The sequence below is a fragment of the Streptacidiphilus sp. ASG 303 genome (genome assembly GCF_020991365.1).
In the GTDB taxonomy this organism is placed as follows: domain Bacteria; phylum Actinomycetota; class Actinomycetes; order Streptomycetales; family Streptomycetaceae; genus Peterkaempfera.
In genome coordinates this window covers 227,415-250,922 of record NZ_JAJLRA010000007.1, presented here as the reverse complement: position 1 = coordinate 250,922, position 23,508 = coordinate 227,415, and the positions used below count along the sequence as shown (strand labels likewise).

20 protein-coding genes are annotated in these 23,508 nt (G+C 76.7%); 5 read left to right on the top strand and 15 right to left on the bottom strand.

Going from position 1 to position 23,508, the window contains the following annotated elements; all coding sequences use genetic code 11:
• Window positions 1-5: 5 nt before the first annotated feature.
• Window positions 6-845, top strand: a complete 840-nt coding sequence (locus tag LO771_RS12835; RefSeq protein ID WP_230651557.1) for a hypothetical protein — start codon at window positions 6-8, stop codon at window positions 843-845.
• Window positions 846-988: 143 nt separating this feature from the next.
• Here the strand turns inward: LO771_RS12835 and LO771_RS12825 are convergent, their stop codons facing one another.
• Genes LO771_RS12825 through LO771_RS12815 form a run of 3 tightly spaced genes read right to left on the bottom strand, consistent with a single transcriptional unit; the run spans window position 989 to window position 3,653 of the window.
• Window positions 989-1,861: a thioesterase family protein gene (locus LO771_RS12825; protein ID WP_230651555.1), complete on the bottom strand. Its 873-nt coding sequence runs from the start codon at window positions 1,859-1,861 to the stop codon at window positions 989-991.
• A gap of 54 nt (window positions 1,862-1,915) precedes the next feature.
• Window positions 1,916-2,581: a response regulator transcription factor gene (locus LO771_RS12820; protein WP_230651552.1), complete on the bottom strand. Its 666-nt coding sequence runs from the start codon at window positions 2,579-2,581 to the stop codon at window positions 1,916-1,918.
• Entirely contained in the window at window positions 2,574-3,653 is a 1,080-nt protein-coding gene (locus LO771_RS12815) for a GAF domain-containing sensor histidine kinase (RefSeq protein ID WP_230651675.1), read from the bottom strand. Before LO771_RS12815 ends, LO771_RS12820 begins: the two co-directional genes overlap by 8 nt.
• Window positions 3,654-4,424: 771 nt before the next feature.
• Between LO771_RS12815 and LO771_RS12810 the strand changes: the two genes are divergently transcribed.
• Entirely contained in the window at window positions 4,425-5,297 is an 873-nt protein-coding gene (locus tag LO771_RS12810; protein ID WP_230651548.1) for a transglycosylase SLT domain-containing protein, read from the top strand.
• A 151-nt stretch (window positions 5,298-5,448) separates the two neighbouring features.
• Here the strand turns inward: LO771_RS12810 and LO771_RS12805 are convergent, their stop codons facing one another.
• Window positions 5,449-8,043 carry an FHA domain-containing protein gene (locus tag LO771_RS12805; protein WP_230651544.1) on the bottom strand — a complete coding sequence of 865 codons (2,595 nt, stop codon included), beginning with the start codon at window positions 8,041-8,043 and terminating at the stop codon, window positions 5,449-5,451.
• A gap of 234 nt (window positions 8,044-8,277) precedes the next feature.
• Between LO771_RS12805 and LO771_RS12800 the strand changes: the two genes are divergently transcribed.
• Window positions 8,278-9,957: a streptophobe family protein gene (locus LO771_RS12800; RefSeq protein ID WP_230651541.1), complete on the top strand. Its 1,680-nt coding sequence runs from the start codon at window positions 8,278-8,280 to the stop codon at window positions 9,955-9,957.
• A 90-nt stretch (window positions 9,958-10,047) separates the two neighbouring features.
• Window positions 10,048-11,289 (top strand): phosphoserine phosphatase SerB, encoded by a 1,242-nt coding sequence (serB, locus tag LO771_RS12795; protein WP_230651539.1) that lies wholly within the window; start codon window positions 10,048-10,050, stop codon window positions 11,287-11,289.
• Between the two features lie 92 nt (window positions 11,290-11,381).
• Here serB and LO771_RS12790 read toward each other — a convergent pair whose 3' ends face one another.
• The 3 genes from LO771_RS12790 to LO771_RS12785 form a co-directional block, all read right to left on the bottom strand.
• Window positions 11,382-11,909, bottom strand: a complete 528-nt coding sequence (locus tag LO771_RS12790) for a histidine phosphatase family protein (protein ID WP_230651536.1) — start codon at window positions 11,907-11,909, stop codon at window positions 11,382-11,384.
• 64 nt (window positions 11,910-11,973) lie between these two features.
• Window positions 11,974-12,096 (bottom strand): SGM_5486 family transporter-associated protein, encoded by a 123-nt coding sequence (locus LO771_RS30645; protein WP_255744193.1) that lies wholly within the window; start codon window positions 12,094-12,096, stop codon window positions 11,974-11,976.
• Between the two features lie 125 nt (window positions 12,097-12,221).
• Window positions 12,222-13,586 (bottom strand): MFS transporter, encoded by a 1,365-nt coding sequence (locus LO771_RS12785; RefSeq protein WP_230651533.1) that lies wholly within the window; start codon window positions 13,584-13,586, stop codon window positions 12,222-12,224.
• Window positions 13,587-13,684: 98 nt separating this feature from the next.
• On the opposite strand from LO771_RS12785, the gene LO771_RS12780 reads away from it, so the two are divergent.
• A complete protein-coding gene (locus tag LO771_RS12780) occupies window positions 13,685-14,359 on the top strand; it encodes a FadR/GntR family transcriptional regulator (RefSeq protein ID WP_230651525.1) in 675 nt (224 codons plus the stop codon).
• Window positions 14,360-14,417: 58 nt separating this feature from the next.
• On the opposite strand, the gene kynU is transcribed toward LO771_RS12780, so the two are convergent.
• The 8 genes from kynU to LO771_RS12740 form a co-directional block, all read right to left on the bottom strand.
• On the bottom strand, window positions 14,418-15,680 hold the full coding sequence (gene kynU / locus LO771_RS12775; protein WP_230651522.1) for a kynureninase: 1,263 nt from the start codon (window positions 15,678-15,680) through the stop codon (window positions 14,418-14,420).
• Between the two features lie 206 nt (window positions 15,681-15,886).
• Window positions 15,887-17,599 carry a glycerol-3-phosphate dehydrogenase/oxidase gene (locus LO771_RS12770; RefSeq protein WP_230651520.1) on the bottom strand — a complete coding sequence of 571 codons (1,713 nt, stop codon included), beginning with the start codon at window positions 17,597-17,599 and terminating at the stop codon, window positions 15,887-15,889.
• Window positions 17,600-17,733: 134 nt separating this feature from the next.
• Window positions 17,734-19,251 (bottom strand): glycerol kinase GlpK, encoded by a 1,518-nt coding sequence (gene glpK / locus LO771_RS12765; RefSeq protein ID WP_230651518.1) that lies wholly within the window; start codon window positions 19,249-19,251, stop codon window positions 17,734-17,736.
• Window positions 19,252-19,392: 141 nt separating this feature from the next.
• The gene (locus LO771_RS12760) at window positions 19,393-20,241 is read right to left on the bottom strand and encodes an MIP/aquaporin family protein (protein WP_230651513.1); all 849 of its coding nucleotides are present in this window, start codon (window positions 20,239-20,241) and stop codon (window positions 19,393-19,395) included.
• Window positions 20,242-20,399: 158 nt separating this feature from the next.
• Window positions 20,400-20,849 carry an NUDIX domain-containing protein gene (locus LO771_RS12755; protein WP_230651673.1) on the bottom strand — a complete coding sequence of 150 codons (450 nt, stop codon included), beginning with the start codon at window positions 20,847-20,849 and terminating at the stop codon, window positions 20,400-20,402.
• Window positions 20,850-21,122: 273 nt separating this feature from the next.
• Window positions 21,123-21,890 carry an enoyl-ACP reductase FabI gene (gene fabI, locus LO771_RS12750; protein WP_230651509.1) on the bottom strand — a complete coding sequence of 256 codons (768 nt, stop codon included), beginning with the start codon at window positions 21,888-21,890 and terminating at the stop codon, window positions 21,123-21,125.
• 5 nt (window positions 21,891-21,895) lie between these two features.
• Entirely contained in the window at window positions 21,896-22,615 is a 720-nt protein-coding gene (gene fabG, locus LO771_RS12745; protein WP_230651506.1) for a 3-oxoacyl-[acyl-carrier-protein] reductase, read from the bottom strand.
• 245 nt (window positions 22,616-22,860) lie between these two features.
• On the bottom strand, window positions 22,861-23,493 hold the full coding sequence (locus LO771_RS12740; protein WP_230651503.1) for a helix-turn-helix domain-containing protein: 633 nt from the start codon (window positions 23,491-23,493) through the stop codon (window positions 22,861-22,863).
• Window positions 23,494-23,508: the final 15 nt, after the last annotated feature.

Genomic DNA, 23,508 nt, shown 5'->3' with positions numbered 1-23,508 from the left:
GTCGGATGCTCGACACTCCCGCCGGGGCCCGGGGCCCCGAGGACCTCCAGGACCCGCACGGGGAGACCCGCGCCGGACGGCTGACCGCGTGGGGCAACGCCCTGCTGGGCGGGTTCGCGCCGCCGGACGACGCCGCCGCGGCCGTCACCGGCCGCGACGAGGCCCACCGCGTCGCCGGACTCCCCGGCGACGCGGACGGCGACCGGCACGCGCTGACCTGGGCGCTGGGCCGGCTGCGGGCGCTGGGCGCCACCGGCTTCCGCCTGGCGCTGCCGGCGCCGGGGCACCCGCTGGGCCTGACCGGCCCCCCGGAGTTCAACGCGCGGGCGCTGGAGGCCGGGGAGGCCGTGCTCACCGTCGGCGGCCCGGCGCTGGGCCTGGTCCCGGAGGTGGCGTGGTTCGGGCCGCCCGGCGACCGGTCCGCCACCGTGCTGTGGCGCTGCTCACCCGTGCGGGAGGCGCCGCCGGCGGACGTGCCGACGCTCCGGGAGGCCGAGCGGGAGCTGGCCGAGGGCCTGCGGGAGGCGACCGCGGTCCTGGCCCGGCTGGACGTGGCCGGGGCCGGGCCGGAGGCGCTGCGCGCCCTGGAGGCGTACCGGCGCCGCGGGCACCGCGAGTTGCTGGCGCCCGGCTACCCGCCGCGGGCCGTGCGGGTGCTGGAGTCGGCGCAGCGGATCGCGGCGCTGCTGGCGATCGCGGCGGGCGGGCACGGGGCGGCGGTGAGCGCCGGGGAGATGGCGGCGCGCGCCGGCGTGCTGCGCCCGCTGGAGCGCACCGCGCGCCGGGCGCAGGTGGCGGCGTACAACGCGGCGGTGGACGAGCGCGGGGACGACGGGCCGCGCTGAGCGCCGGGGCGGGCAGGACCCCGGGGGGACAGGGCCCCGGGCCCGTGGGCGGCGGGCCCGTGGGCCCGCACCTGCGGGCGGCCGGGCGGCCCGCCGCGCCCCGGGCAGGGGTCAGCGGCGGGCGGCCGGCGGCGGGCCGGGTGCTACTGCTGCGGGCGCGGGGCGGCGGCGAGCTGGCGGGACTGGGCCACCAGGCGGCCGGCGGAGTCCCAGACCTCGGCGTCCTCCTCCAGGTAGCCGCCGGCGAGGTTGCGGGTGGCGTGGCTGATCATCAGCCAGCCGGGGGCGGGCTTGGCGCGGACGTGGACGGTGAGCTCCAGGGTCGGGGTCCAGCCGTACAGGCCCAGGTCGAAGGTGACCGGCGGCAGCGCGTCGGCGGCGAGGAGCAGCATGAGCGGGTCGGGCTCGCGGCCGTCGGCGAGGCGCAGCCAGCCGCGGATGAGGCCGTTGCCGGAGGGGGCGCCGAGGGCCCAGCCGACGCAGGCCGGGTCGAGGCGCAGGTCGAGGCGGTGCAGCAGGTCGGCCTGGGCGAGGAAGTCCGGCGGGGCCTGGTCGGCGCCGATGCACTGCTCCGGCGGCGGCATGACGGGCGGGGCGGCGGAGGTGCGGACGTCGCCGGGCAGCGCGTCGAGGTCGCCGTAGGTGGCGAGGGCGCGCAGCCGCTCGGTCTCGGTGCCGTCCGGGCCCTGCTGGCTCAGGGAGACCTGGCCGGTGGAGACGGAGCGGCCGCGGCGGACGACCTCGGTGCGCAGGGTGGCGGGGCCGGGGCGCGAGGCGGAGAGGTAGTAGGCGCTGATGGAGTAGGGGTCGGCGTGGCCGGAGTCGCCGCCGAGCTCGCGGGAGAGGGCGCGGGCGGCGGTGGCGAGCAGCAGGCCGCCGTTGATGCCGCCGCCGATGCGCCAGCCGCCGTCGAGGTCGGCGCGGTAGGCGCCGGGCAGGTCGGGGTGGCCGGTGACGGCGGTGCCCCGGTCGAACTCGGTGTCCCGGGGGAGCGCTGCGGTGTCGGTGACGGTCATGCGCGCCATGTTACCCATCGGTAGGGGAGGGGTCGGGACGGGTCCGGGCGCACGTCACGGGCCGTCGGCGGCGCCGTTGCGCACCGCCCAGAGGGCGGCCTGGGTGCGGTCGGCGAGGTCCAGCTTCATGAGGATGTTGGAGACGTGCGTCTTCACCGTCTTCTCGGACAGGTGCAGCGCGCGGGCGATCTCCCGGTTGGACCGGCCGTCGGCGATGTGGCCGAGCACCTCCTGCTCCCGGTCGGTCAGCGTGCCGCCGCGGCCCTGCGGCACCCGCGGGCCGGTGTCGGCGAGCAGCGCCCCGGCCAGCTCGGGCTGGAGCAGCACGTGGCCGGCGTGCACGGCGCGGATGGCCCCGGCGAGCGCGTCCGGGTCGACGTCCTTGTACACGTAGCCCGCCGCGCCGGCCCGCAGGGCGGGGACGACCGTGCGGTGCTCGGCGAAGCTGGTGACGACCAGCACCCGGGCGGGCAGTCCGCGCTCGCGCAGGATCCGCAGCGCCTCGATGCCGTCGGTGCCGGGCATCTTGACGTCCATCAGCACCACGTCGGGTGACAGCTCCTCGGCGCGGGCGACGCCCTCGGCGCCGTCCGCGGCCTCCCCCACCACCTCGATGTCGTCCTGCACCTCCAGGAAGGTGCGCAGGCCGCGCCGGACCACCTGGTGGTCGTCGACCAGCAGCACCCGGATGCGGGGGCGCCCGCCGTTCCCGTCAGCCACCGGGCACCTCCATCTCCACGGCGGTCCCCTTGCCGGGGGCCGACTCCACGGTCAGCGAGCCGCCGACGCCGGCGGCCCGGTCGCGCATCGACACCAGGCCGAGCCGGCGCCCCGCCCGGCGCACGGCGGCCGGGTCGAAGCCCCGGCCGTCGTCCACCACCCGCAGCACGGCGCCGCGGGACGGCGTGCCGCGCAGCTCCACGGAGACGGAGGCGGCCCCGGAGTGGCGCAGCGCGTTGTGCAGCGCCTCCTGGGCGACCCGCAGCAGGGCCTCCTCCTGGGCGGCGGGCAGCGCCCGCACGCCGTCGGCGGTGAAGGCGACCCGGGCGGCGTGGGCCCGGTTCAGCACCTCCACGTGGGAGGCGAGGGTGGGGAGCAGCCCGTCCTCGTCCAGCGCGGCGGGGCGCAGCTCGACGACCACGGCGCGCAGCTCGTCGGCGGCCTCGGCGGCGAGGCGGGCCACCTCGGCCAGCTCGCCGCGGGCGCGGGCCGGGTCGCGCTCGACCAGGGCGGCGGCGGCCTGGGCGGTGAGCCGCAGCGAGAAGAGCTTCTGCGAGACGGCGTCGTGCAGCTCGTGGGCGATGCGGGCGCGCTCGCCGGCCAGGGTCAGCTCGCGGCTGCGCTCGTACAGGCGGGCGTTGGTCAGGGCGAGGGCGGCGTGGGCGGCGAGGATGCGGGCCAGCTCCTCGTCGTGGTCGGTGAAGCCGTGCGGCCCCTGCTTGTCGGCGAGGAAGAGCGCGCCGACGGTCTCGTCGCCGTCGGTGATGGGCACGCCGAGGAAGTCGGACATCTCGGGGTGGGCGTCGGGCCAGCCCTCGAAGCGGGGGTCGCGGCGCACGTCGGCGAGCCGCTGCGGGACGGCCTCGTGCAGCATCGCGGCCAGGACGCCGTGCTGCCGGGGCAGCGGGCCGATGGCGCGCCACTGCTCCTCGCTCACGCCGTCCACCACGAACTGGGCGAAGCCGCCGTGGTCGTCGGGCACCCCCAGCGCCGCGTACCGGGCGCCGAGGAGGCTGCGGGCGGAGGCGGTGATGCGCCGCAGCACCTCGCCGACCTCCAGGCGGCGGCTCATCGCCAGGACGGCGCCGCTGACGGCCTCGATGCCGGCCAGGCAGGGGTCCGCGGGCGGGCAGCCGCAGTGCCGCACGGGCGGCGGGGGCCCGGGGTCGGCGGGGGGCGGGGTCGGCATGCGGCCACGGTACCGCCGGGCGCCCGGCGGGGCGTCGGGCCGCGGGGGCGGGCGGGCCGGGACCGCGGACCTAGGCCGGTGGGCCCGGGCTGCGGGGCGGCCCCCGGCCGGTGTGCGGTGCCGCGCGCGGCGGGGAGGCGCGGGCGGGGTGCGGGCGGGGGGCGCGGACGCGGAGCGTGAGGGCCCCGGGTCACAGGGCCACACGGCCGGGGCGGCGCTGTGAGGCCCCCCACAGGCCCCGGATCCCGTACGACGCGCGACAGTAGGGCGAAAAACCGTGCATACGGTACCAAAAGCCCCACGAGGCCTCCGGGCGGCCGCCGCCTGCGGATCCGCCCCGGCGGCCTCCCCCACCCCGCCGAACGACGGCCCGGAGGGCCGGCCTCCCCGTTTTCGCAGGGTCGGGAGCACCGGAGAGGGCCGCGGACCGGTCCGCGTCCGGGGCGCCGACCTCCTACCGGGCGTCGTAGGAGACCTGTTTGCCCGGTCTGGGACGGCCTGCCAAGAATGACCGGGTCGCCTGGCGCTGAGGCACCCCCAGCGCCTTCCGCACGCACCGACGGATCCCCTCCTGGTGCGCCGGCCGCCGACCCGGACGCGGGCACCCCGTGCCCCTCCCCGGGCGGCCGGACCCTACCGAAGAGGACCTGCCGCATGTCCCGCACGCCGTCCCGACGCAACCTCCTGGCCGTCGGCGCCTCCACCGGAGCCGTCGCCGCCGCCACCGCCCTGGCGCTGGTCGTCCCGCAGCACGGCCCGGACACCGTCTCCGCCGCCGAGGCCGCCACCGCCACCGCCACCGCCGCCTCCCCGGCCGCCGGCGCCGACAGCGCCCGCAAGGACGCCGACGCCCGCCGGCAGGCCGAGGCCAGGGCCGGCGGCGCCGACCGGGCGGCCGGCCGCAGCGAGCACCGCGCGCACCTGGCGGCGAAGGCAAACGCCGAGGCCCGTGCGCAGGCACGCGCCGCGAAGCGCGCGGCGGCGGCCGCCGCCCACCGGGCCCACGTGCAGGCGGGGGCCAACGACCGGGCCGAGGCCCGCGCCGCCGCCGAGCGGGCGGCCGAGCGCGCCGCGGCCCGCAGGGCCGCCGCGAAGCGGGCCGCCGCCCACCGCGCCCACGTCCAGGCCGCGGCCAACGACCGGGCCGAGGCCCGCGCCGCCGCCGAGCGGGCCGCGGAGCGCCGGGCGGCCGCCCGGCGGGCGGCCGCGAGCCGTTCCGAGCAGCGCCCGGTCCTCGGCGGCAGCCCGCAGCAGGTCGCCCGGCAGATCATCGGCGACGCCGGCCAGTTCGCGTGCTTCTCGCAGATCGTCTCCCGCGAGAGCGGCTGGAACCCGAGCGCCACCAACGCCGGCTCCGGCGCCTACGGCCTCGTCCAGGCGCTGCCCGGCTCCAAGATGGCCTCGGCCGGCGCCGACTGGCGCACCAACCCCGCCACCCAGATCAGGTGGGGCCTGGACTACATGAACTCCCGGTACGGCAGCCCCTGCGGCGCCTGGAGCTTCTGGCAGGCCCACAACTGGTACTGATCCCGCCCCGGGACGCACAGGAGGGCGGCACCCCGACCGGGGTGCCGCCCTCCGCCGTGCCGCCCTCCGCCGTGCCGTGGGACCCCGCCGGACGGGCCGTGCCGTGTCGTGACGTGCCGGTCCGTACGGACGCGGCCGCCCGGACCGCGGGTCAGCGCGAGCGCATCACCTCGGGCTCGTGGCGGCGCAGCAGCCGGACCACGAGGAAGGCGCAGACCAGGCCGAGCACGACCAGCGCGCCCGTGGACAGGGCCCACGACGAGAGGTCGTGGTCCCACAGGGGGTCGGTGCTCCCGTTCTTGCCGTCCGGGGGCGGGGAGATCGCGCCCAGGCTGACCGAGGCGCCGAGCGCGCCGACCGCCCAGCGGGCGGGGGCGAGCCAGGCCAGCTGCTCCAGGCCGGGCGCGCCGAAGAGCGGGAAGAGCGCGCCGCAGAAGACCACGTTGACGATGGCGACGAGGACGAGCAGCGGCATCGTCTTCTCCGAGGTCTTCACCAGGGAGGAGATCACCAGGCCGAGCATCATGCTGGTGAGGCCGAGGAGCACCACCGCCAGGGTCATCTCGGCCAGCGGGCTGCCCCCGAGGACCACGCCCTCGGCGGGCAGGTCGCGGGTGCCGAGGCCGATCAGGGCCAGTACGACGGACTGGACGGCGGTGAGCGCGCCCAGGGTGAGGATCTTGGACATGACGTACGCGGAGCGGGACAGGCCGGTGGCGCGTTCGCGCTCGTAGATGACCCGCTCCTTGACCAGCTCGCGGACCGAGTTGGCGGCGCCGGTGAACACCGTGCCCACGGCCACGATGAGGAGCACGGTCGCGGCGTCGACGTTGAACTGGGGCTGGCCGTCCTTCACCGGCGGGTTGGCGGGCAGCAGGCCGAACTTCGCGGGGATCGCGAGGCTGACCGCGCCCATCACCACGGGCAGGATCGCGCACAGCGCCAGGAAGCCGCGGTCGGCGGCGATCACCGACAGGTAGCGGCGGGTGAGGGTCGCCAGCTGGGAGCCCCAGCTCTGCGGCTTCGGCGGCCGCGACTGCTCCTGCACGATCGGCGCGGACTGCGGGGCCACGGCCTCCACGTCGGCCGAGTACATCTGGTAGTGCACCGAGCCGCGGTAGCGGCCGGCCCAGTCGTGGTCGGGGTAGTTCTCGAACGCCTGGAAGACGTCGGCCCAGCCCTCGTAGCCGAAGAAGTGGAGCGCCTCGTCCGGCGGCCCGAAGTACGCCACCGAGCCGCCCGGCGCCATCACCAGCAGCCGGTCGCACAGGGCCAGCTCCGCGACGGAGTGCGTGACGACCAGGACGGTGCGGCCGTCGTCGGCAAGGCCGCGCAGCATCTGCATGACCTCGCGGTCCATGCCCGGGTCCAGGCCGGAGGTGGGCTCGTCCAGGAAGATCAGCGACGGCTTGGTCAGCAGCTCGAGCGCCACCGAGACGCGCTTGCGCTGGCCGCCGGAGAGGGCGGTGATGCGGTTGTCGGCGCGCTTGTCCAGGCGCAGCTCGTACAGCACCTCGTCGACCCGGGCGGCGCGCTCGGCCTCCTGGGTGTCGCCGGGGAACCGCAGCCGGGCCGCGTACTTGAGCGCGGTGCGGACGGTGAGCTCCTTGTGCAGGATGTCGTCCTGCGGGACGAGCCCGATGCGCTGGCGCAGCTCGGCGAACTGCTTGTAGAGGTTGCGGCCGTCGTACAGCACGTCGCCGCGGTCGGCGGGGCGGTAGCCGGTGAGGGCGCGCAGCAGGGTCGACTTGCCGGAGCCGGAGGGGCCGATGACGGCGACCAGCGACTTCTCCGGGACGCCGAAGGAGACGTCGTTGAGCAGGACCTTCTTCGCGCCCTTGTGGTCGACCTCGACGGTGAGGTGGCGGGCGGAGAAGGAGACCTCGCCGGTGTCGACGAACTCCTCCAGCTGGTCCCCGACCAGCCGGAAGACGGAGTGGCCGACGCCGAGGATGTCCTCGGGGCCCATCACGTGGCGCTGGACGGGCTGGCCGTTGACGTAGGTGCCGTTGTGGCTGTCCAGGTCGACGATCTCGTACCGGCCGTCGGCGAGCTGCCGCAGCTCGGCGTGGTGGCGGGAGACGCCGAGGTCGGAGACGACCAGGTCGTTGTCGAGCGAGCGGCCGATCCGCACGGTGCGCATGCCGTGCGCGAGGTTGCGGATCATGGTGGGGTTGCGGTCGCCGTAGACCGGGGTGACCCCCGTGTCCTGCGCGCCCGGGCCGGAGGGCGCGCCGCCCTGCGGCGGCACGCCGCCGTGCACCGGTGCGCCCCCCTGGAAGGCCGCCGCGCCCTGCTGGTGCGGCATGCCGGGCGTTCCCGGCTGGGGCGCGCCCCAGCCGGGCTGCGCCGCCGGGCCCGCGCCGACCTGCTGCCCCCAGGCGGCGGGCGGCTGCGCCGGGCGGTGGCCGCCCGCGTCCTGCCACTCCCCCGCGCCGACGCCGACCGCTCCCGGCACCGGGGCGAAGGAGAGGCGGGGCCCGTTCTCGGCGTTGCCGAGGCAGACCACGGTGCCCGGCACGAGCAGCGCGCGGGCGGTGCGGCGGCCGTCGACGTAGGTGCCGTTGGTGCTGCCGTGGTCGTCCAGCAGCCAACTGCCGCCGTCGTGGGAGATGGTGGCGTGGCGCCAGGAGACCCGCGCGTCGTCGAACGCCACGTCCGACTGCGGGTCGCGTCCGAGCGCGTACGTGCGGCCGGACTCCAGGGTCCGGCTCCGCCCGTTGAATTCAAGAACGAGTTGCGGCACTTTCAGCCTGCCCCACTCACGTAGTCCCCCGGGTGTTCCCTCTGCGGGGATTCTAGGGATGGCGTATGACGGGGGGAATCATTCCAGCTCGATCACCGTGCGACGAACCCGGCGCGGACACTGTGACCGTGTGGCAACGTTGACGGCGCACCGCTGCGGCGGTGCGCTGGAGGGGGCCTGCGGCGGCGGCCGCCGCGGGTCGCGGGGCACCGGTGACGGAGGAGCGGGGGCACGATGGGCAGGAGTGCCGGGGTGCGGTGGGCCGTGCAGGCCGCGGCCGCCGTGGGCTGGGCGTTCACGGCCATGGCGGGCACCGCGGCTCTGGGGCTGCACCTGCTGGGCGCCGACGGGTACGCCCGGCTGGGCCCGATGACCGCGGCCGTGGTGGCGCTGGGCGCCGGCGGCTCGGTGACCCCCGTCGGCTCGGCCGGGGTGTTCGGCGCGGGCGGGGTCGCGGGGGCGCACACCGCGCTGGACGTGATGCCGCTGGGCGTCGCCCTCGTGGGCGCCGCGGTGCTGGGCCGGCTGTTCGTGCAGCCGCTGCGGCGGCGGGCGGAGGTGCCGCCGCGGGAGCTGGCGTACCGGGCCGCCGTCACGGTGGTCTGCTTCCTCGCCGTGCTCGGGCTGCTGTGCTGGGCGGGTGACGACACCACGACGCTGGACGTCGGGAAGCTCACCGGCGCGGGCGGGGGGAGCGGCGGCGGGGACGACGGCGGGCTCGGCGGGCTGCTGGACCCCGGGAAGCTCGGCGGCATCGTCGGCGGCATCGCGAAGCCCACCGCCACCGTCGGCTACTCGGTGCGGACCGGCCCCACCCTGCTCGCCGGACTGCTGTGGGTGCTCGCGGTCCTGGTGCTGGCGCTCGCCGTCTCCCGCCGCACGCCGCTGCCGCGCGGGTGGGAGGCGCTGGACCGCACGGTGCGGCCGGTGGCCTCCGCCCTGGGGACGGTGCTGCTGGTCGCGGTGGTGGCCGGGGTCGGGACCGCCGTGGTGCTCCCCCTGACCGAGGGGTCGAGCCCCGCCACCGCCGCGGGCGGCGCGCTGCTCGCCACGCCCAACGGCATCGGCCTGGCCGTGCCGGTGGCGCTGGGGACGACGCTCACCGGCCAGGCCACCGGCGCGCTGGCGCACGTCGTCCCGGCCCCGCTGGACCGGCTGCTGAGCGCCGGGACGGCCCAGGACGTCACCCTGGGACGGCTGCGGGAGCTGGACGGGTCGCTGTGGGTGCTGCCGGTGGCGATCGGGCTGCTGCTCCTGCTCGCGGGGGTGCTGGCCGCCGTGCGGACCCCGGTCGCCGGACCGGTCCCCGGCGGGCGGGGCCCCGGCGGGCCGGTCGGGGAGCGGCCGTCCCCGGCGCCGCTGCGGGAGGCCGCGGCGGCGGCGCTGCGGCTGGGGCTGGGGCTGGCGGTGGCGGTGCCGGCGGGGCTGGCGCTGTCGGAGGTCTCGGTGGACGCGAGCCTGTCGGTGCTGGGCTTCGACGCGTTCGGCGCCAAGGCGTCGCTGGGGGGCAGCCTGCCCCTGGCGGCGCTGTACGGGCTGGTGTGGGGGGCCGTGGCCGGGTTCGCCGGGTGGCTGCTGGTGGACCGGTTCGCCGCGGCGAGGCGTCCGGCGGCGGCACCGGGCGCGGCCACCGCACCGGGCGGCGGGCAGGCGGGCGGCGGACAGGCAAGCGGCGGACGGGCCGTGCCGCCGGCCGGTCCGGTCCCGCAGGCGCCCGTGGACGGGACGGCTCCCGGCGGGAGCGGGGGCGGGGGCGGGACGGCCGCGTACGGGGGCCTGCCCGAGCACCGCGCGCCGGACGCGCACCCGCACAACCCGTATCTGGCGGACGGCGGCTTCAACCCCTACGCCGACGGCCCCACCGCCGCGCCCCCTCCGCCGCCGCACCCGCCGGGCCGCGACCCGCAGGGGTGACCCACCCGCGCGGCGGGGCGCGCCGGGGGCGTCCACGGAGCGGACGGGGAGCGGGGCGCACGATGCGCGCCCGGTAGCGTGGTGAGCACCATGAACGCATCGCTCCCGGCCGCTGAGCCCCTCCCCGAACCGGCGCCGCAGCCCCGGACCCTGCTGGTCAAGGTGTTCGGCAAGGACCGGCCCGGCATCACCACGGGCCTCTTCTCGACGCTCGCCGGCTTCGGCGTCGACGTCATCGACATCGAGCAGGTCGTGACCCGGGGGCGGATCACGCTCTGCGCCCTGGTCACCCCGCCGTCCGGCGGCTCCCCCGGCGCGGAGGGCGAGCTGCGTTCGACGGTGCACCGCTGGGCGGAGGACCGCAGGCTGCAGGCCGAGATCATCTCCGGTACCGGCGACAACCGGCCGCGCCGCGAGGGCCGCTCCCACGTCACCGTGCTGGGCCACCCGCTGACCGCCGGGGCCGTCGCCGCGCTCACCTCCCGCATCACCGACCTCGACGGCAACATCGACCGGGTGTTCCGCCTGGCCAAGTACCCGGTGACGGCCGTGGAGCTGGCGGTGTCCGGCGTGCCCACCGAGGAGCTGCGCACCGCGCTGGCGGCCGAGGCCGCCGTGCAGCAGGTGGATGTGGCCGTGGTCCGGGCCGGGCTGCACCGGCGCGCCAAGCGGCTGGTGGTGATGGACGTGGACTCCACGCTCATCCAGGACGAGGTGATCGAGCTCTTCGCCGCCCACGCGGGCTGCGAGGAGGAGGTCGCCGCGGTGACGGCGGCGGCGATGCGCGGCGAGCTGGACTTCGCCGAGTCGCTGCGGGCGCGGGTCGCGCTGCTGGCGGGCCTGGACGCCGGGGTGGTGGAGAAGGTCCGCGCGGAGGTGCGGCTGACCCCGGGCGCCCGCACCCTGATCCGGACCCTCAAGCGGCTCGGCTACCAGGTCGGGATCGTCTCCGGCGGCTTCACGCAGGTCACCGACGACCTGGTGGAGCGCCTCGGGCTGGACTTCGCCGCCGCGAACACCCTGGAGGTGGCGGACGGCCGGTTCACCGGCCGGGTGGTGGGCGGGATCGTCGACCGGGCCGGGAAGGCGCGGATGCTGGCGCGCTTCGCCGAGGAGGCGCAGGTGCCGCTGGAGCAGACGGTCGCGATCGGCGACGGCGCCAACGACCTGGACATGCTGAACGCGGCCGGCCTGGGCGTCGCCTTCAACGCCAAGCCGGTGGTGCGGCGGGCGGCCGACACCGCCGTGAACGTGCCGTTCCTGGACACCGTGCTCTACCTGCTGGGCATCACCCGCGAGGAGGTCGAGGCGGCCGACGCCGTGGACGGCTGACCCGGCTCCCCGCCCGTCACGCACCGGCGGCCCCCCGCCCGCGGCTCACCGCGCGGGCGGGGGGCCGCCGCCGTTCCCGGGGATGCGGGCGGTCAGTCGTCCTGCGGGGCGTGGAAGGCGACGAGGCGGGCGGAGCCGGGCTCGACCGTCTTCCAGGAGCCGGTGTGGGACAGCACCGCGACCGCCGCGGTGGGGAAGCCGCCGCGGCGCAGCCGCACCAGGGCGTCGCCCTCGGCCGCGTCGCCGGCCAGCACCTCGGTGAGGCCCTGGACGCCGGGGTTGTGGCCGACCAGCAGCAGGTCGGAGACCTCGTCGGGGGTCTCCTGGAGGACGGCGACGATCTCGCCGGGGCTGGCCTCGTACAGGCGGTCCTCGTAGACCGTGCGCCGGGACCGCTTGGGCAGCTCGTGGGCGACGAGCTTCCAGGTCTCGCGGGTGCGCAGCGCGGTGGAGCAGAGGACGAGTCCGGGGTTGATCCCCGCGCCGGCCAGCCAGCGGCCGGCGGCGGGGGCGTCCCTCCGGCCGCGGTCGGCCAGGGGCCGCTCGTGGTCGGGCACCGACGGCCAGTCGGCCTTCGCGTGCCGGAGGACGATGATCCTGCGGGGCGTGTCGACGCTCATGCGCTCAGCTTTCCAGAAATCGCCGGGGTCGGCGCGGTGCTCGGGCCCGCGCCACCCGTGGGTGTCAGCCCATGCGGGAGGCGATGGTGGCGATCACGGCCACCAGGATCAGGATGCCGGCGATGGCCGCGAACATCAGCAGGAGCTTGCGCTGGCCGTCGGTGGGGTTCGGTTCGAGCACGGGCATGGTCCGAGTGTCGCACTGCACGGGCCGGGGACCCGCACCGGGGCGGCGTGTCGGGCCCCGCACCGGGACGGCGTGTCGGGCCCTGCACCGGGGCTGCGTGTCGGGCGCCGCCCCGGCGCGGCGGGTCAGGCGGGGACCTCGTCCTCGACGTGGCGGGCGCGGGCGGCCCGCAGGCCGACCGCCATCTGCGGCAGCATCAGGGCGGCGAGCAGCCCGACGGGCGCGTGCCAGCCGCCGGTGGACTGGTAGAGGGCGCCGACCAGGACCGGCCCGGGGATGGAGATGAGGTAGCCGAGGCTCTGGGCGAAGGCGGACAGCCCGGCGACCCCGGCGGCGCTGCGGGCCCGCAGGCCGATCATGGTGAGGGCGAGCGGGAAGGCGCAGTTCGACAGGCCGGCCAGGGCGGCCCACAGCCAGGGCGCGGCGGCCGGCGCCAGGGCGAGGCCGGCGTACCCGGCGAGTCCGCAGGAGCCGAGGAGGACGACGAAGAGCCGCTGGTCGGGGCGGGAGGCCGCCAGCGAGGGCAGGAGGAAGGAGACCGGGACGCCGACCACCATGGTCACGGCGAGCAGCACGCCCGACGTCCCGGCGGAGATGCCGGCGTCCTGGTAGATCTGCGGCAGCCAGCCCATGGTGGCGTACGCGCCGGTGGACTGCAGGCCGAAGAAGACGGCGAGCGCCCACGCGGTGCGGCTGCGCCGCAGCCGCAGGCCGCGCCCGGCGGCCGGGGCCCCCGGGGCGGCGGGCCCGCGGCGGTCGGCGGCCGCGGCCGCGAGCCACAGCGCGAGGGCGACGGCGGCGACGGCCGCCCACACCCCGAGGCCGGCCCGCCAGCCCCCGCCGAGGGCGGAGGTGAGGGGCACGGTGACGGCGGCGGCCACGGCGGTGCCGGCCGACAGCGCCATGGAGTAGAGGCCCATCATGGGTCCGACCCGGTCGGGGAAGTACCGCTTGACGACCACCGGCATCAGCACGTTGGTGACCGCGATGCCGGCCAGGGCGACCGCGCTGAGCAGGAGGAAGACGGCCGTGCCGCCGGCGAGGGCGCGGGCCGCCAGTCCGGCGGTGACGGCGCCCATGCCCGCCGCCAGGACGGCCGCCGGGCCGATGCGGCGGGCGAGGCCCGGGGCGGCGAGGCCGAAGACGGCGAAGCAGAGCGAGGGGACGGCGGTGAGCAGTCCGGCCAGGGTGGCGCTCATGCCGAGGTCGGCGCGGACCCGCTCCAGCAGGGGGCCGAGGCTGGTGACGGCGGGGCGGAGGTTGAAGGCGGCGGCGACCACGGCGGCGACGAGCAGCAGGCGCAGCCGGCGGCCGCCCCGGGGCCCGTCGGCGGGGGCCGGGGCGCCCCGGTGGCGGTCGTCCCGGGCACGGGCGCCGGGGGCGGGGGCGCCCGCGGCACGGGGGTCGGCGGGGCGGTCCTGCGGGGCGGGTGCGGGGCCGGTGCGGGCGGGGCCGGGCCCGTCGGTGGTGCGGTCTGCGGCGGTCGACATAACCCCATCATAGAATGATGGGATGACTTGGCCGTCCGAGCGGCTGATGGATGATGTGGGGACCGGCGGGAAGGCCCGCCCCCCCCGGAGGGAGTCCCATGGTGCTGTCGTCCGCCCGGCGCACACCGCTGTCCGACCAGGTGATCGCCCAGCTGCGCGCCCAGATCACCTCCGGCGAGTGGCCGGTCGGCTCGCGCATCCCGACCGAGGCCGAACTGGTGGAGCAGCTGGGCGTGGCCCGCAACACCGTCCGCGAGGCCGTCCGGGCCCTGGCGCACAACGGGCTGCTGGACATCCGGCAGGGCTCGGGCACCTACGTGCTGGCCACCAGCGAGCTCGCGGGGGTGATGCACCGGCGGTTCTCCGAGGCGGACCCGGACCGGGTGGCCGAGCTGCGGGAGGCGCTGGAGGCGTCGGCCGCCGGGCTGGCCGCGCGCCGCCGCACCGAGCGCGACCTGGACCTGCTGGACACCGCGCTGCGGCGGCGGGAGGAGGGCTGGCGCTCCGGCGACCCCGAGGCGTTCGTGCAGGCCGACGCCGCCTTCCACCAGGCCGTGGTGGCCGCCGCCCACAACGAGGTGCTGGCCGCGCTCTACGCCGACCTCGGCGAGGTCCTCCGCGCGTACCTGCGCCGCGACGTCGGCCCGGTCCTCTCCGCCGACCGGTACGTCGACCACGGCCGGATCGTGGCCGCCGTCCGCCGCGGCGACCCGGAGGCGGCGTCGGCCGAGGCCGCCGGCGCCGTCCGGTCCTGCCGCGTCGAGGCGGGCTGAGGCCGGGGCCCGCCGGCCCGGCCGGCGGGCGGGTCGGCGGGCAGCCGGGGCGGGCCGGTCAGGTCACCGCGGCCCGCCGCCGGAACCGCTCGTCGCGGTACTCCCCCGAGACCGCGGCCTCCCGCAGCTCCCGCACCGCCGCGAGCACGTCGGCGTGCGAGACGTACAGCGCGTTGACGCCGAGGCGCACCAGGTCCGGCGCCCGCATGTCGCCGATGACGCCCCGCGCGGCCAGGGCCTGCACCAGCGGGTACGCGTCGGGGTGGCGCAGCGAGACCTGGCTGCCGCGGCGGCCGGCCTCGCGCGGGGTGGCGACGGTGAAGCCGAGGCCGTCCAGCAGCCGGTCCGCGCACTCCAGGAGGAACTCCGTAAGCGAGACGCTCTTGGCCCGCACCTGCACCGTGTCCACGCCGTCGAACGCGGTGAGCGCCGCCTCCAGCGCCAGCAGCGACAGCATCGGCGGGGTGCCGACGCGGGCGCGGCCGATGCCGGGGGCGGGCCGGTAGGAGCCCTCCATGGCGAAGGGCTCGGCGTGGCCGTTCCAGCCGGTGAGCGGCTGGTCGAAGGCGTCCTGGTGCCGGTGGGCGACGTACAGGAAGGCCGGGGCGCCGGGGCCGCCGGAGAGGTACTTGTAGCCGCAGCCGACGGCGAGGTCGACCCCGTGGGCGTCCAGCTCCAGCGGCAGGCAGCCGGCGGCGTGGCACAGGTCCCACAGGGCGAGCGCGCCCGCCCGGTGGGCGGCGGCGGTGAGGGCCGCGACGTCGTACAGCTCGCCGGTGCGGTAGTCGACCGGGCCGTACGCGGTGACGGCGACCCGGTCGCCGTCGGCGGCCAGGGCGGCGGCCAGCTCCCGGGCGGGGACGCGGCGCACCTCCAGGCCGAGCAGGCGGCCGACGGAGTCGGCGATGTACTGGTCGGTGGGGAACTGGTCCGGGTCGGTCAGCAGCAGGGGCCGGCCGGGGCGCAGCCGGGCAGCGGCGGTGAGGGCGTTGAACAGCTGGACGCTGGTGGACTCCCCCGCCAGCACCTGGCCGGGGGCGGCGCCGAGGAGGCGGCCGACGGCGTCGCCGACCCGCTGGGGGGCCTGCCACCAGCCGTTGTCGTTCCAGGACAGGATGAGGTCGGTGCCCCACTGGCGCCGGACGGCGTCCTCCAGGGCGGCCGGGACGGCGGCGGGGAGGGCGCCGAGGGAGTTGCCGTCGAGGTAGACGACGCCCTCGGGCAGCAGGAACCGGTCGCGCAGGGCGGCCAGCGGGTCGGCGGCGTCCAGGGCGGCGGCGCGGGACGCGAGGGCGGTGAGGGCGTCGGTGGCGGTGGTCACCGGGTTCGCCTCCGTGAGGGGTGGGGTGCGGGGACGGCGCGGGTCGCGCGCCGCTGGCCGCACCCTAGCCGGGGCGGCCGCCGGGCGGTACCGCACGGCGGCGTGGACCGGCCTGCGGCGGCGTGCGGCGGTCCGGCACGGGCGGGAGGGTCCGTGCCGGACCGGTCGGGCGGGGCGGCCCGGCGGGGGCTGCCGGGAGGGGCCGGTCAGGCGAGCGGCACGATCTCCGGGGCGCCGAGGCGCGCCGCGTCGGCGGTGTGGTCGTCGGGCTGCTCCTGCGCCTCGCGCTCGGCCTCCACCCGCTTGAGGTAGTGGTCGACCTCCCGGTCGACCTGCGCCGCGTCCCAGCCGAGGTGCCCGGCCATCAGCTCCGCGACGGGCCGGGCCGCGTCCACGCCGCGGTCCCAGGACTCGATGGAGATGCGGGTGCGGCGGGCGAGGACGTCGTCCAGGTGCCGGGCCCCCTCGTGGGTGACCGCGTAGACGGCCTCGGCCCGCAGGTAGTCGTCGGAGCTGGGCAGCGGGTCGCCGAGGGAGGGGTCGGCCGCGACCAGGTCCAGCACCTCGTGGACGAGGGAGCCGTGGCGGTGCAGGAGGTGCTCGATGCGGGCCACGTGCAGGCCGGACTCGCGGGCGAGGTTCTGGCGGGCGTTCCACAGCGCCTGGAAGCCGTCGGCGCCGAGCAGCGGCACGCTGCGGGTGGTGCACTCCGGCACCTTCTCGTCCAGGCCGCGCACGGCCTCGTCCACGGCGTCCTTGGCCATCACCCGGTAGGTCGTGTACTTGCCCCCGGCGATGACGACCAGGCCGGGCACGGGGTGGGCGACCAGGTGCTCGCGGGAGAGCTTGCTGGTCTCGGCGGCCTCGCCGGACAGCAGCGGCCGCAGGCCGGCGTAGACGCCCTCGACGTCCTCGGGGGTGAGCGGGGTGACCAGGACCGTGTTGACCCGGTCGAGCAGGTACCGCACGTCCTTGGCGCTGGCCGCGGGGTGGAACTTGTCGAGGTCCCAGTCGGTGTCCGTCGTGCCGATGATCCAGTGCCGGCCCCAGGGGATGACGAACAGGACGCTCTTCTCGGTCCGCAGGATCAGCCCGGTCCGGGAGTTGATGCGGTCCCGCGGCACCAGCAGGTGGATGCCCTTGGAGGCGCGGACGTGGAACTGGCCGCGGGTGCCGGCCATGCCCTGGGTGTCGTCGGTCCACACGCCGGTGGCGTTGATCACCTGCTTCGCCCGGACCTCGTGCTCGGTCCCGGTCTCCAGGTCGGTGACGACCGCGCCGACCACCCGCTCGCCCTGCCGCAGGAAGCGGGAGACCCGGGCGCGGTTGGCGATCAGCGCGCCGTAGGCGGCGGCGGTGCGGGCGATGAGCATGGTGTGGCGGGCGTCGTCGACCTGCGCGTCCCAGTACTGGACGGCGCCGACCAGGGCGTCGGAGCGCAGCGCGGGGGCCTCCCGCAGGGCCCCGCGGCGGGTGAGGTGGCGGTGGTGGGGCAGTCCGCGGGCGGTGCCCGAGGTGGTGCCCATGGTGTCGTACAGCAGGACGCCGGAGCCGACGTAGGGGCGCTCCCAGACGCGGTGCTGCAGGGGGTAGAGGAAGGGGACGGGCCGCACCAGGTGGGGGGCGAGGTGCTGGATGAGCAGGCCGCGCTCGCGCAGGGCCTCGGCGACCAGGCGGAAGTCGAGCATCTCCAGGTAGCGCAGGCCGCCGTGGATGAGCTTGCTGGAGCGGCTGGAGGTGCCCGACGCCCAGTCCCGGGCCTCGACCAGGCCCGTGCTCAGGCCCCGGGTGGCGGCGTCGAGGGCGGCTCCGGCGCCGACCACGCCGCCGCCGACGACGAGGATGTCGAGTTCGCGTTCGCCGAGGCGGGCGAGCGCGTCGGCGCGGGTCTGGGGCGAGAGTGCCACCGGCTTCACCATGGGTCAGCTCCTCGTGGGGTCGCTCGTGGGGTCGTTCGTGCGGCGGGTGCCGGTGCGGGCGGGCGCGCGGGCCGCCGCGGCGGCGGGGTGTGGGCGGCCGGCAGGGGCGGGCGGTGCGGGCGGGGGGCCGGGCGTCACTCGACCTCCACCCAGTCCAGGGTGCGCTGCACGGCCTTCTTCCAGCCCGCGTAGCCCTCCTCGCGGCGCTCGTCGCTCCACTGCGGCTCCCACCGCTTCGACTCGTGCCAGTGCTCGCGCAGCTCGTCGGTGTCGCGCCAGAAGCCGGTGGCGAGTCCGGCCGCGTAGGCGGCGCCCAGCGCGGTGGTCTCGGCGACCACGGGCCGGCTGACGGGGACGCCGAGGACGTCGGCCTGGGTCTGCATGCACAGGTCGTTGGCGGTGACGCCGCCGTCGACCTTGAGGACGTCCAGGTGGACGCCGGAGTCCTGCTCCATGGCCTCGACCACGTCGCGGCTCTGGTAGCAGATGGCCTCCAGGGTGGCGCGGGCCAGGTGGCCGTTGGTGTGGTAGCGGGCGAGGCCGACGATGGCGCCGCGGGCGTCGGAGCGCCAGTACGGGGCGAACAGGCCGGAGAAGGCGGGCACGAAGTAGACGCCGCCGCTGTCCTCCACGGTGCGGGCGAGGCGCTCGCTCTCGGCGGCGTCGGTGATGGTCCGCATCTGGTCGCGCAGCCACTGCACGGCGGAGCCGGTGACGGCGATGGAGCCCTCCAGCGCGTACACGGCCGGGGCGTCGCCGAAGCGGTAGGCGACGGTGGTGATCAGGCCGTGCTGCGAGCGGACCGGCTCGGTGCCGGTGTTGAGCAGCAGGAAGTTGCCGGTGCCGTAGGTGTTCTTGGCCTGGCCGACGTCGAAGCAGACCTGGCCGACGGTGGCGGCCTGCTGGTCGCCGAGGACGCCGGTGATGGGGACGGCGGAGCGCAGCGGGCGGGTGGTGCGGGTCTGCCCGTACGCCTCGGGGTGGGAGGAGGCGTTGATCGCCGGCAGCATGGCGCGGGGGATGCCGAAGATCTCCAGGAGCTCGTCGTCCCAGTCGAGGGTCTCCAGGTCCATGAGCATGGTGCGGCTGGCGTTGGTGACGTCGGTGGCGTGGATGCCGCCGTTGGGGCCGCCGGTGAGGTTCCACAGCACCCAGCAGTCGGTGGTGCCGAAGAGGGCGTGGCCCTTCTCGGCGGCCTCGCGCAGGCCGTCGACGTTCTCCAGCATCCACTTGATCTTGCCGCCGGAGAAGTAGGTGGCGGGCGGCAGGCCGGCCCGGCGGCGGATGAGGTCGCCGTGGCCGTCGCGCTCCAGGGCGGTGGCGATGCGGTCGGTGCGGGTGTCCTGCCAGACGATGGCGTTGCCGTAGGGCTGGCCGTTGCGCGGGTCCCACACGACGGTGGTCTCGCGCTGGTTGGTGATGCCGATGGCGGCGAGGTCGGTGGCGGCGATGCCCGCCGAGCGGACGGCGTTCTGGATGGCGACGTTGGTCCGCTCCCAGATCTCCACCGGGTCGTGCTCGACCCAGCCGGGGCGCGGCAGGATCTGGGTGTGCTCCAGCTGGTGCTTGGCCACCTCGTTGCCGTCGTGGTCGAAGATCATGAAGCGGCTGCTGGTGGTCCCCTGGTCCACCGCGCCGACGAAGTCCGCCATGGGTGCCGCCTTTCTCCGGGCTCTCGCCGGGCTGTCGCCGGGTCTCACGGGATCCTGCGGGGGCTCGCTGCCCCGGCCGGTCCGGTCCCGGTGGGTCCGGTCCCGGTGGGTTCGGTGCCGGCGGGTTCGGTGCCGGCGGGTTCAGTGCTGGTCGGGCAGGGGCACCTGGCCGGGGGGCTCGGGTTCGACCCCGGGCAGGAAGCGCCCGACGACCCACTGGTAGAAGGCCGCCCCGACCAGGCCGCCGATCAGCGGGGCGACGATGGGCACCCAGAAGTAGAGGTTCCCCCACTGGTCCCGCCACGCCGTGTGGTAGCCCGTGAGGTAGCTGGCGAGCCGCGGCCCGAAGTCGCGGGCCGGGTTGATCGCGTACCCGGCGTTGGTGCCCCAGCCCATGCCGATGGCGACGACGATGAGGCCGATGACGAACGGGGCCAGGTTGGCACCGGGCGGGGTGTTGAGGAGGTCGGTCACCGCGAGGACCAGGATCAGCAGGATCGCGGTGCCCATCACCTGGTCGCGGAAGGCCCCCCACTCGTGCACGCCGAAGGTGGTGGAGCCGTTGCCGGGGAGGGTGGAGAAGACGATCTGCGTCTTGAAGGTGTGCCCCGGGTCGAACCGGCCCAGCACCTCGGTGTAGTTCCACCGCACCAGCAGGGCCGCGATGAACGCCCCGAGCGTCTGGGCCAGGGCGTACGGGGCCACCTTGCGCCAGGGGAATCCCTTGAAGGCGGCCAGGGAGAGGGTGACGGCGGGGTTGAGGTGGGCGCCGCTGAGCCGGGCGGCCACGTAGACGCCGAGGGTGACGCCGAGACCCCACGCCCAGGCGATGCTGTCGTGGTTGCCGAGGCCGCCGGGCGGGTTCGTCAGGCCGCCGCCGGCGACCACCTGGGCCACCACGCCCGCTCCGAAGAGGAGCAGCACCATCGTCCCGGCGAACTCGGCCGCGAGTTCGCCGGCCAGCCCGGAGGCACGTATGCGTCCAGCCATCGCTGCCCGCTTCCCGCCGGCCGCGGGAGCCGGCTGTGGGTGGCCACGTGTCCCACCATCGTGCGCACGGGAGGCGGGGATCCGCGCGGCGGCGTACCGCCGTACGGGTGAACGGACCGGGCGGGCGCATCCGGCCCGGCGACCGGCCGGGCGTGCGGTCAGGGCGCCCCGGCGGCGGCCCGGTAGCGGGCGAGCGCCAGCAGCCCGTCGGGGACGTACGGGTGCGCGGCGGTGTGCCGCTCCAGCTCGGCGGCGGTCATCCAGCCGCACCAGGCGACCTCGGCCGGGTCCGGGCGGACCCCGGTGGTGATCACGGCCTCGTGCAGGCCGAGCCAGTACGGGCACAGGGCGCCGCGCACCAGGAACCGGGCGACCGGGCGGACGGGCACCAGGACGCCGAGCTCCTCGGCCAGCTCCCGGGCGGCGGCCTCGGCGTACCCCTCCCCCACGGCGACGGCGCCGCCGACCATCACGTCGTACAGCCCGGCGAAGCGGGGGGCGGAGGGGGGCCGCCGGTACACCAGGTACCGGCCGGCCGGGTCGCGGCAGACGGTGGTCGCCAGGCGGTGCAGCAGTCCGCGCCGGGCCGCCTCGGCCCGGTCCACCACGCCGAGCGGGCGGTCGTGCGCGTCGACGTGCTCGACCGGCTCGGACGGGGCCGCCCCGGCGAGGGGGCGGGCCTGCTCCTCCGGCGGCCCGGGGTCGACGGCGGCCTCGTGCTCCACGGCGGACCCCCTTCCAGACGGCGACGGGCGCTCCCAGCGTAGTCCGGGGCCGCCGGCGCGGACCGGACGGCGCGTCCGGCCCGGGACGCGCCGCGGCCCGGCGGCGCCGCCCCGGTGAGGGGGCGGGGCCGCCGGGCCGCGGTCGGGGACGGGGCGTCAGGCGCCGATGGCGTGCAGGCCGCCGTCGACGTGGACGATCTCGCCGGTGGTCTTGGGGAACCAGTCGGACAGCAGCGCCACGACGCCGCGCGCGGCGGGCTCCGGGTCGCTGAGGTCCCAGGAGAGGGGGGCGCGGGTCTCCCAGACGGAGGCCAGCTCCTCGAAGCCGGGGATCGACTTGGCGGCCATCGACTTGATGGGGCCGGCCGAGACGAGGTTCACCCGGACGTTGCGCTCGCCCAGGTCGCGCGCCAGGTAGCGGGAGGTCGACTCCAGGGCGGCCTTGGCGACGCCCATCCAGTCGTACTGCGGCCAGGCGACGGTGGCGTCGAAGTCCATGCCCACCACCGAGCCGCCGTTCTCCATGAGCGGCAGGCAGGCCATGGTGAGCGACTTCAGCGAGTACGCCGAGACGTGGACGGCGGTGCCGACCGACTCCCACGGGGTGTTCAGGAAGTTGCCGCCCAGGGCGTCCTGCGGCGCGAAGCCGATGGAGTGCACCACGCCGTCGAGGGAGGGCAGGTGCTCGCGCACCCGGTCCGCGAGGCTGTCCAGCTGCTCGGTGTTCTGGACGTCGAGCTCGATCACGGGGGCCGGCTTGGGCAGCCGGTTGGCGATCCGCTCGACCAGGCTCATCCGGCCGAAGCCGGTGAGGACGATCTCCGCGCCCTGCTCCTGCGCCAGCCTGGCCGTGTGGAAGGCGATGGAGGACTCGAGCAGGACGCCCGTGACCAGGATCCGCTTGCCGTTGAGAAGTCCGCTCATGGTGATCAGTGACCCATGCCCAATCCGCCGTCGACGGGAACGACGGCTCCGGTGATGTACGCGGCGTCGTCCGAGGAGAGGAAGCGCACCGCGGAGGCGATCTCGGCGGGCGCGGCGTAGCGGCCGAGGGGCACGCCCGCGAGGATCTCCGCGCGGCGCTCCTCGTCGAGCACCGCGGTCATGTCGGTGTCGACGAAGCCCGGGGCGACGACGTTGACGGTGATGTTGCGCGAGCCCAGCTCGCGCGCGAGGGAGCGGGCGAAGCCGACCAGTCCGGCCTTGGAGGCGGCGTAGTTGGCCTGGCCCGGGGAGCCCAGCAGGCCGACGACGGAGGAGATCAGGACGATCCGCCCCTTCCGCAGGCGCAGCATGCCCTTGGCCGCGTGCTTGACGACGCGGAAGGTGCCGGTGAGGTTGGTGTCCAGGACGGAGGTGAAGTCCTCCTCCGACATGCGCAGCAGCAGGGTGTCCCGGGTGATGCCGGCGTTGGCGACCAGCACCTCGACCCGGCCGTGCCTCTCCTCGATCTCCTTGAAGGCGTCCTCGACCTGCCGGGAGTCGGTGATGTCGCACTTCACGGCGAGCACGTCGTGCCCGGCGAGCGCCTCGGGGACCTCACCGGAGCGGCTGGTGACGGCGACCTTGTCGCCGGCCTCCGCGAAGGCTAGGGCGATCGCGAGGCCGATGCCCCGGTTTCCTCCGGTGACGAGAACCGAGCGGCTCAACGGTCCACCTCTTTCCTGGTCGTACGGGGCTTTCCTGGTCGTACGGGGCCGGCCGGGCGGACCGGCCGGATGCCCCGGCCGGGTGTCCCCCCGAGGCGGCGGGACGGGCGCGGCGAGGGCGCGCATTGTGACGCTATCCGGCCGCCGGGGCCTCACGTGCCTCCGCCTCCCACAGCTCGCACGGCGTCGAACTGTGGGTTCCCCACAGTCCGGGCACCGGCGGCGGGGCTCCGACGGCGGGGCCGTCAGTGCGGCCGGGGCCCCTCGGGCGCGGGCATGAGGACGGTGGTGAGCAGGCGTCGGACCCGGTCGCCGCCCGGCCGCAGGGCCAGCCGGGGCTCCAGGACGGCGCGCAGGTCGGCGAGGAGGTCCGCCAGCTCCTCGTCGGTGAGGTACAGCGCCGCCTGGCGGTAGCCGACCATGTCGCGGGCGAGGTCGACACCGGCGGCGCCGGGTTCTGCCCCGGGTTGGGCGCCGGGCTCGGGCCCGGCGGCGGCGAGGTAGCGGTCGAAGTCGGCGAGGAGGCCGGAGACGAAGGTGAGGAAGGCCCGCGCGTGCCCCTCGCGGGTCATCCCGGCGGCCTCCTCGGGGCCGACGGACGCGGCCTCGGTGCGCAGCCGGTAGGTCCGCTCGACGGCGCCCCGCACCTTCCGCTCGGCGGCCACCTCCAGCACGCCGCCGTCGGCGAGCGCGGCGATCTGCCGGTAGAGCGTCGCCGGGGGCACGCCCGTGACCTCCGCCCGGATGTCGGCCGTGGTCATCTCCCTGCCGCCGAGCAGCGCCTGGACGATGCGGAGCCGCACCGGGTGCAGCAGAAGGTCCGCCGAAGCCATCGTCTCGTCCACCTCCGGGTCCCATGCTCTCACAATTGACTTCATTCTCGATAATGATAA

Coding starts and splice junctions, on each gene's coding strand:
- LO771_RS12835 (WP_230651557.1), top strand. CDS start 6: ATGCTCGACACTCCCGCCGGGGCCCGGGGCCCCGAGGACCTCCAGGAC.
- LO771_RS12825 (WP_230651555.1), bottom strand. CDS start 1,861: ATGACCGTCACCGACACCGCAGCGCTCCCCCGGGACACCGAGTTCGAC.
- LO771_RS12815 (WP_230651675.1), bottom strand. CDS start 3,653: ATGAGCCGCCGCCTGGAGGTCGGCGAGGTGCTGCGGCGCATCACCGCC.
- LO771_RS12810 (WP_230651548.1), top strand. CDS start 4,425: ATGTCCCGCACGCCGTCCCGACGCAACCTCCTGGCCGTCGGCGCCTCC.
- LO771_RS12800 (WP_230651541.1), top strand. CDS start 8,278: ATGGGCAGGAGTGCCGGGGTGCGGTGGGCCGTGCAGGCCGCGGCCGCC.
- serB (WP_230651539.1), top strand. CDS start 10,048: ATGAACGCATCGCTCCCGGCCGCTGAGCCCCTCCCCGAACCGGCGCCG.
- LO771_RS12790 (WP_230651536.1), bottom strand. CDS start 11,909: ATGAGCGTCGACACGCCCCGCAGGATCATCGTCCTCCGGCACGCGAAG.
- LO771_RS30645 (WP_255744193.1), bottom strand. CDS start 12,096: ATGCCCGTGCTCGAACCGAACCCCACCGACGGCCAGCGCAAGCTCCTG.
- LO771_RS12785 (WP_230651533.1), bottom strand. CDS start 13,586: ATGTCGACCGCCGCAGACCGCACCACCGACGGGCCCGGCCCCGCCCGC.
- LO771_RS12780 (WP_230651525.1), top strand. CDS start 13,685: ATGGTGCTGTCGTCCGCCCGGCGCACACCGCTGTCCGACCAGGTGATC.
- LO771_RS12770 (WP_230651520.1), bottom strand. CDS start 17,599: ATGGTGAAGCCGGTGGCACTCTCGCCCCAGACCCGCGCCGACGCGCTC.
- glpK (WP_230651518.1), bottom strand. CDS start 19,251: ATGGCGGACTTCGTCGGCGCGGTGGACCAGGGGACCACCAGCAGCCGC.
- LO771_RS12760 (WP_230651513.1), bottom strand. CDS start 20,241: ATGGCTGGACGCATACGTGCCTCCGGGCTGGCCGGCGAACTCGCGGCC.
- fabI (WP_230651509.1), bottom strand. CDS start 21,890: ATGAGCGGACTTCTCAACGGCAAGCGGATCCTGGTCACGGGCGTCCTG.
- LO771_RS12740 (WP_230651503.1), bottom strand. CDS start 23,493: ATGAAGTCAATTGTGAGAGCATGGGACCCGGAGGTGGACGAGACGATG.